The following is a 1,511-nucleotide window of genomic DNA, read 5'->3' as shown; positions in this document are numbered from 1 at the left end:
CGGGTTCAGACCTTCCGCCAGCGGGCTTCGCAGAGCCCGTAGACACCGAAGACGATGAGGCCGGCCGCGGCCAGCAGTACCAGGAACTCGCCGAGCGGCTGATCGCGCAGCGTCAGCAGCGCCTTGTCGATGCCGCCGGACTCGGCTGCCTTATGGGTGACGGCCGCATCGATCACCAGCACGCCAGCCAGAGCGAAGACCAGCCCTCGCGCGATGGTTCCCGTCACGCCCAGCACCTCGACGACGCGACGCGTCCTGGGGCTCATCCGGGCGGTCTGCAGGTGCTTCATGAACTTCTTGCGGGCACCCTCGACGACCAGGGCGACGGCGCAGGCGACGATGGCCAGCCCGACGACGCCGACCAGCACCCGGCCGGCCGTGTGCTGCATGGCGGTGGCCGTGATGTCCTGCTGCCGGCCAGCCTGGCTGCGGTCCGTCCCGGAGATCACCGTGAATGTCAGGTACGACAGGCCCGCGTAGATGACCGCCCGGCCCAGCGACTTGAGCCTGGGCCCGGCCCCGGGCGGCTCGCCAGTGACGCCGAACGCGGCCTCGCTCAGCCGCCACAGCGCGTAGGCCGCGAAGCCGATGGCGAGCAGCCAGAGCGAGACCAGTCCGTAGGATTTGCCTGCGAGCATCTGCAAGGCGCCCTGCTGGTCCGCCTCGTGCGTGCTGTTTCCCAGTGCGACCAGCACCGCGACCCAGCCGACCAGAATGTAAATGACGCCGCGCGCGGTTAGGCCCGCGCGGGCCAGGAAATGCGCCGCCGGGCTGTCGGAAGCCCGCCTTGCGGTGCGCATTGCATCGGGCGCTGATACAGAATGCATACCCGTGACTACCTCGTGAGCGGGTCCCTAAACGTCATCATCAATGCACTTTAAGATCAGGCTGCCCGCATTGCCGGAAGCGTTTCCTATTTCGATAGGGAGGCGGACGGGCGCGACAGTAAATGCGCATTGAATAGGCGTGAAACAGTTCGCGGCGGGCAGTGGGAGGCCCATGTCGGTTCCCCCCGCTACCCGGCGCACTCTCGTCCCGCTTGTCATCGTCACCGCGGCGGCTCTCCTCTTCACGCTCCTGCTTCTCCTGGTACGGCTGCGGTGGGCGCCGCTGGAGTCGGCCGATCACGGCGCCGCGACCGGGCTGAACAGCCTGATCGCCGGGCATCCCGTGGCCGTCAGGATCGTCAAGGCGGTCACCTGGCTGGGCAGCGGCGGTGTGCTGTGGACGCTGACCGGGGCGGCCGCCGTCGTCCTCGCGGTCCGGCGGCAGTGGCGGCTCACGGCCTACCTCCTGGTCGTCGGCGTGGGCGAGCTGGTGCTCGACCCGGTGCTCAAGGTACTGGTCGGCAGGCTGCGCCCGGTGGTGGCGCACCCGATCGCGTACGGTAACGGCGACAGCTTCCCGAGCGGGCACGCGCTCGGCTCGATCGTCTGCTACGGCGCGCTGTTCCTGGTCTTCCTGCCCGCGGTCCGCGGGACGTGGCGGCGCGTGTTCACCGCCGTGATCGT

General features: G+C 69.1%; 1 protein-coding gene and 1 pseudogene. One reads left to right on the top strand and one right to left on the bottom strand.

Annotated elements, in window-relative coordinates; genetic code table 11:
• Nucleotides 1-5: 5 nt before the first annotated feature.
• Nucleotides 6-800, bottom strand: coding sequence for a DUF1206 domain-containing protein (locus WA805_RS25460; RefSeq protein ID WP_425243602.1), 795 nt, complete (start codon nt 798-800; stop codon nt 6-8).
• Nucleotides 801-999: 199 nt separating this feature from the next.
• Here WA805_RS25460 and WA805_RS25455 point away from each other — a divergent pair.
• A pseudogene (locus tag WA805_RS25455) lies at nt 1,000-1,511 on the top strand (hypothetical protein); the annotation flags it as partial.

This window comes from Trebonia sp. (assembly GCF_049794275.1).
Taxonomy (GTDB): Bacteria; Actinomycetota; Actinomycetes; order Streptosporangiales; family Streptosporangiaceae; genus Trebonia.
The sequence above is the reverse complement of the archived record's forward strand: the minus strand, read 5'-3'. Positions and strand labels throughout refer to the sequence as shown.